The sequence below is a fragment of the Streptomyces sp. WELS2 genome, assembly GCF_013870595.1.
Classification (GTDB): domain Bacteria; phylum Actinomycetota; class Actinomycetes; order Streptomycetales; family Streptomycetaceae; genus Streptomyces.
In genome coordinates this window covers 1-5,572 of record NZ_JACBWZ010000406.1, presented here as the reverse complement: position 1 = coordinate 5,572, position 5,572 = coordinate 1, and the positions used below count along the sequence as shown (strand labels likewise).

Annotated in this window: 3 protein-coding genes; all 3 read right to left on the bottom strand. The window is 70.4% G+C overall.

From position 1 onward, the window contains the following. Positions 1-59: 59 nt before the first annotated feature. Positions 60-1,847 carry a glyoxylate carboligase gene (gcl, locus tag H5J33_RS21730; RefSeq protein ID WP_181796595.1) on the bottom strand — a complete coding sequence of 596 codons (1,788 nt, stop codon included), beginning with the start codon at positions 1,845-1,847 and terminating at the stop codon, positions 60-62. Positions 1,848-2,078: 231 nt separating this feature from the next. Next, a complete protein-coding gene (locus H5J33_RS21725) occupies positions 2,079-3,620 on the bottom strand; it encodes an AMP-binding protein (RefSeq protein WP_309485461.1) in 1,542 nt (513 codons plus the stop codon). A gap of 125 nt (positions 3,621-3,745) precedes the next feature. Then, positions 3,746-5,416 (bottom strand): AMP-binding protein, encoded by a 1,671-nt coding sequence (locus H5J33_RS21720; RefSeq protein ID WP_181796593.1) that lies wholly within the window; start codon positions 5,414-5,416, stop codon positions 3,746-3,748. Positions 5,417-5,572: the final 156 nt, after the last annotated feature.

Sequence of the window (5,572 nt, the reverse complement as noted above, 5' to 3'; positions counted from 1 at the left end):
CATGACGAAGGGGCGGCCCGTCCCCCCGGGCGGGCCGCCCCTGGCTTGTGCCGGATCCGTCAGACCTTCAGCGTCTTGATCGAGGTCGGCGCGTGGCCGGGCTCGGTGGCCAGGTCCTCGAACTCGGAGATGTCGCTGATGTCCATGGTGCGGCTCATCGAGATGTTGGTGATCCGCTCCAGGATCGCCTCCACGACGACCGGCACCCGGTACTCGGCGGCGAGCTTCTTGGCCTGCTCGAACGCGGCGCCCAGCTGGTCCGGCTCGGTGACCCGGATGGCCTTGCAGCCGAGCCCCTCGGCGACCTTGACGTGGTCCACGCCGTAGACGCCGAGCTCCGGGGTGTTGATGTTCTCGAACTCCAGGTTGACCTGGAAGTTGATGTCCAGGCCGATCTGCGCCTGGCGGATCAGGCCCAGGTAGGCGTTGTTCACCAGGACGTGCACGTAGGGGATCTTGTGCTGGGCGGCGACCGCGAGCTCCTCGATCAGGAACTGGAAGTCGTAGTCGCCGGACAGCGCGACGACCGGGGAGTCCGGGTCGGCCTTGGCGACGCCGATCGCGGCCGGGATGGTCCAGCCGAGCGGGCCGGCCTGGCCGCAGTTGATCCAGTGGCGCGGCTTGTAGACGTGCAGCATCTGCGCGCCGGCGATCTGGGACAGGCCGATGGTGGTGACGTACCGGGTGTCCGGGCCGAAGGCCTTGTTCATCTCCTCGTACACGCGCTGCGGTTTCATCGGCACGTTGTCGAAGTGCGTACGGCGCAGCAGGGTGGCCTTGCGCTCCTGGGTGGAGGCCACCCAGGCGCCGCGGTCGGGCAGCTTGCCGGCCGCCTTCAGCTCCTTGGCCACCTCGACGAACAGCTCCAGGGCGGCCTTGGCGTCCGAGACGACGCCGTAGTCCGGCGGGAAGATCTTGCCGATCTGGGTGGGCTCGATGTCGACGTGGACGAACTTGCGGCCCTGGCGGTAGACGTCGAGCTTGTAGCCGGTGTGGCGGTTGGCCCAGCGGTTGCCGATGCCGAGGACGAAGTCGGACTCCAGGAAGTTGGCGTTGCCGTAGCGGTGCGAGGTCTGCACGCCGACCATGCCGGCGTTCAGCTCGTGGTCGTCGGACAGCGCGCCCCAGCCCATCAGGGTGGGGATGACCGGGGTCTGGGTCAGCTCGGCGAACTCCACCAGGAGGTCGGAGGCGTCGGCGCCGATGACGCCGCCGCCGGCCACGATGACCGGGCGCTCCGACTCCAGAAGGAAGGTGATGGCCTTCTCGATCTGGGCGCGGGTGGCGGTGGGCTTGTAGACCGGCAGCGGCTCGTAGGTCTCCGGGTCGAACTCGATCTCGGTGAGCTGGACGTCGATCGGCAGGTCGATCAGGACCGGGCCGGGACGGCCGGAGCGCATCAGGTGGAAGGCCTGCTGGAAGACACCGGGGACCTGCGCGGCCTCCAGGACGGTCACCGCCATCTTGGTGACCGGCTTGGCGATCGAGGCGATGTCGACGGCCTGGAAGTCCTCCTTGTGGATGACGTGCGTCGGCGCCTGACCCGTGATGCACAGGATCGGGATGGAGTCGCCGATGGCGGAGTACAGGCCGGTGATCATGTCGGTGCCGGCCGGACCGGAGGTGCCGATGCACACGCCGATGTTGCCCGGCTTGGTACGGGTGTAGCCCTCGGCCATGTGCGAGGCGCCCTCGACGTGGCGGGCGAGGGTGTGGTTGATGCCGCCGCCCTCCTTGAGGGCCTTGTAGAACGGGTTGATCGCCGCGCCCGGCACACCGAAGGCGTCGGTGACGCCCTCGCGCTTGAGGATCTCAACTGCCGCGCGGGCAGCGGTCATACGAGCCATCGAGTACTCCTGCTTCGGCCTCTCGGATGCGTACTCCCGTCGCGCCCCGCGGTGAGCACGGTCTCCCGATTGTCATCTCCGCAATCTTTTCCGTATCGCGGAATGTAACTTCTACTATCTGGAAGCAATGTAGGCGGGTGGACGAAGGTCGTCAAGGGCGGTCCACCCCCCGGAAAGCGCGGAGGGCCGCCCGTGCGGCACGGGCGGCCCTCCGCAGGACTCCGGCGCGTCTCAGGTTCCGTAGGTCTCCCGCAGCTCGACCTTGCGCACCTTCCCGGACACCGTCATCGGGAAGGAGTCCAGCAGCTGGAGCCGGCTCGGGATCTTGTAGTGGGCGAGGCGGCCCGCGCAGAAGACCCGCAGTTCCTCCAGGGTGGGCGGCTGTGCGGGGTCGCTCGCGATGACGCAGGCGAGCACCTCCTCGCCGTACCGCTCGTGCGGCACCCCGACGACCTGGACGTCCCGGATCTTGGGATGGGCGTGGAGGAACTCCTCGATCTCGCGGGGGTAGATGTTCTCGCCACCCCGGATGATCATGTCCTTGATCCGGCCGACGATCTCGACGTACCCGTCCTCGCGCATCACCGCGAGGTCGCCGGTGTGCATCCAGCGGCCGGCGTCGATCACCTCGGCCGTCTTCTCCGGCTCGTTCCAGTAGCCGAGCATCACGCTGTAGCCGCGGGTGCACAGCTCCCCCGCCGTGCCACGGGGCCGGGTCACTCCCGTGGCGGGGTCGACGACCTTGACCTCCAGGTGGGGCAGGACCCGGCCGACGGTGCCGGTGCGGTGCTCCAGGTCGTCCTCGATCCGGGTCTGGAGCGACACCGGCGACGTCTCGGTCATGCCGTAGCAGATGGAGACCTGCTCCATGTGCATCTCGGCGACCACCCGCTTCATGACCTCCACCGGGCAGGGGGAGCCCGCCATGATGCCGGTGCGCAGGGAGGACAGGTCGTAGTCCGCGAAGCCGGGCAGGCCCAGCTCCGCGATGAACATGGTCGGGACGCCGTACAGCGAGGTGCACCGCTCCCGCTGCACCGCCTCCAGCGTGGCCGCCGGGTCGAAGGAGGGCGCCGGGACGACCATGCAGGCGCCGTGGGAAGTGGCGGCCAGATTGGCCATGACCATGCCGAAACAGTGGTAGAAGGGGACCGGGATGCAGATCCTGTCCTGCTCCGTGTACGCGAGCAGCTCCCCCACGAAGTACCCGTTGTTGAGGATGTTGTGGTGGGAGAGGGTGGCCCCCTTGGGGAAGCCCGTGGTACCCGAGGTGTACTGGATGTTGACGGGGTCGTCGCAGGACAGCTCCTCGAACGGCTGCGCCGCGGCCCCGGGGGTGGCGCGCGCGAGCAGCGCGTCCCAGCCCGGGTCGCCGAAGTAGACCGTCTCCCGCAGCCCGGGCAGCCCCGGCCGCACCTCCTCGACCATCGCGCGGTAGTCGCTCGTCCGGTGTCCCGGGGAAGCGAACAGGAAGGAGACACCGGCCTGCCGAAGGACGTAGGCGACCTCGTGCGTGCGGTACGCCGGGTTGATGTTCACCATGATCGCGCCGATGCGCGCGGTGGCGTACTGGACCAGTACCCACTCCGGGCAGTTGACCGCCCAGATGCCCACCCGGTCCCCCTTGGCGACACCGCTCGCGCGCAGGGCGTACGCCAGCCGGTCGACGTCGGCGCCGAACTCGGCGTACGTCCAGCGCCGGCCCGACGCCACGTCCACGAGCGCCTCCCGGTCCGGCCAGGCCGCGACGGCCCGGTCCAGGTTGGCGCCGATGGTGTCACCGAGGAGCGGGGTGGTCCCCGTCCCGTGGGCGTACGAGGGCTCGGTCCCCTGGGTGTACGGGGGCCGGGTCCCCCCGGTGTGCGGGGCTCCGGCGCCCCGGGCCGGGGTCGGCGCGGTCACCGGAAGTCCTCCTCGCGGTACTCGTCGGGGGAGCCCGCGGCCGTGGCCTCGCGCAGCTCGATGCGGCGGATCTTGCCGGAGACGGTCTTGGGCAGGGTGCCGAACTCCAGCCGGCGGATGCGCTTGTAGGGGGCGAGCACCTCACGGGAGTGCTCGAAGAGGACCTTCGCGGTGCCGGGACCGGGCTCCCAGCCCTCGGCGAGCACGACGTACGCCTTGGGCACGGCGAGCCGCAGTTCGTCCGGGGCGGGCACCACGGCGGCCTCGGCCACCGCCTCGTGCTCCAGCAGCGCGCTCTCCAGCTCGAACGGACTCACCTTGTAGTCGGAGGACTTGAACACGTCGTCGCTGCGCCCGATGTAGGTGAGGTAGCCGTCCTCGTCCCGGGTCGCGATGTCCCCGGTGCGGTAGTAGCCGCCCGCCATGGCCTCGGCCGTGCGGTCCGGGTCGCCGTGGTAGCCGGTCATCAGGCCGGCCGGTCGCTCGGCCAGGTCGAGGGCGATCTCCCCCTCGGCGACACCGGGCTCACCGGAGACCGGGTCCAGCAGGAGCACCCGGAAGCCGGGGCTCGGCCGGCCCATGGAGCCGGTCTTCAGCGGCTGGCCGGGGGTGTTGGCGACCTGCACGGCGGTCTCGGTCTGGCCGAAGCCGTCCCGGATGGTCACCCCCCAGGCACGCCGGACCTGTTCGATGACCTCGGGGTTGAGCGGTTCGCCGGCGGCCACGGCCTCGCGGGGCGGGTTCGCCAGCCGGGTGAGGTCGGCCTGGATGAGCATCCGCCACACCGTCGGAGGGGCGCAGAAGGTGGTGACGCCGGCGCGGTCCATCTCGGCCATCAGCCGGCCGGCGTCGAAGCGGGTGTAGTTGACGACGAAGACGGTGGCCTCCGCGTTCCACGGGGCGAACAGGCTGGACCAGGCGTGCTTGGCCCAGCCGGGCGAGGAGATGTTCAGGTGGACGTCGCCGGGCTTGAGCCCGATCCAGTACATGGTGGACAGATGGCCGATCGGGTACGAGGTGTGGGTGTGCTCGACCAGCTTGGGGCGGGCCGTCGTGCCCGAGGTGAAGTAGAGCATCAGCGGGTCGTCGGCCAGGGTCGGGCCGTCCGGGACGAAGTCGGCGGGGGCCGCGTAGGCGTCCTCGTACGGCTCCCAGCCCTCCTCGGGCAGGCCGCCGACGCTGATCCGGGTGTAACCGCCGGGCACGCCGTCGAACTTGGCGGTGTCCTCCGCCCGGACGATGGCGTGCCGCACCCGGCCCCGCTCCACCCGGTCGCGCAGATCGGCCGGGCCGAGCAGCGGGGTGGCCGGGATGACGACCGCGCGCAGCTTCATCGCGGCCAGCGCGGTCTCCCACAGCTCGGCCTGGTTGCCGAGCATGACGAGGATCCGGTCCTCGGGGGCGACCCCGCGCTCGCGCAGCCACCGGGCGATGCGGTTGGAGCGCGCGGACAGTTCGGCGAAGGACAGCCGCGTCTCGGTGCCGTCCTCCTCGACGATGTGCAGCGCCGTGCGGTCGTTGCCCTCGGCGATGACGTCGAACCAGTCCAGCGCCCAGTTGAAGTGCCCGGGCCGGGGCCAGCGGAAGCCCTCGTAGGCGGTGGCGTAGTCCTCGCGGTGCGCCAGCAGGAAGTCCCTGGCCCTGCGGAACGTCTCGGTCGCCGTCATCCACGTCCTCCTCGGTACCGGACCATTGCCGGGTGGCTTCCCGGCATCGTCTAATCCGTGATGCGGGTCTCACTACCCCCGAACGGGGTGGGCCGCACCGAAGGAGCGTCAAGGTGGCGGCACGGGCCGGGGCGGCGGCGGGTACGCGCGGCGCGC

Bases quoted from the DNA above. Each gene is read 5' to 3' on its own strand.
- gcl (WP_181796595.1), bottom strand. From the start codon at position 1,847: ATGGCTCGTATGACCGCTGCCCGCGCGGCAGTTGAGATCCTCAAGCGC.
- H5J33_RS21720 (WP_181796593.1), bottom strand. From the start codon at position 5,416: ATGACGGCGACCGAGACGTTCCGCAGGGCCAGGGACTTCCTGCTGGCG.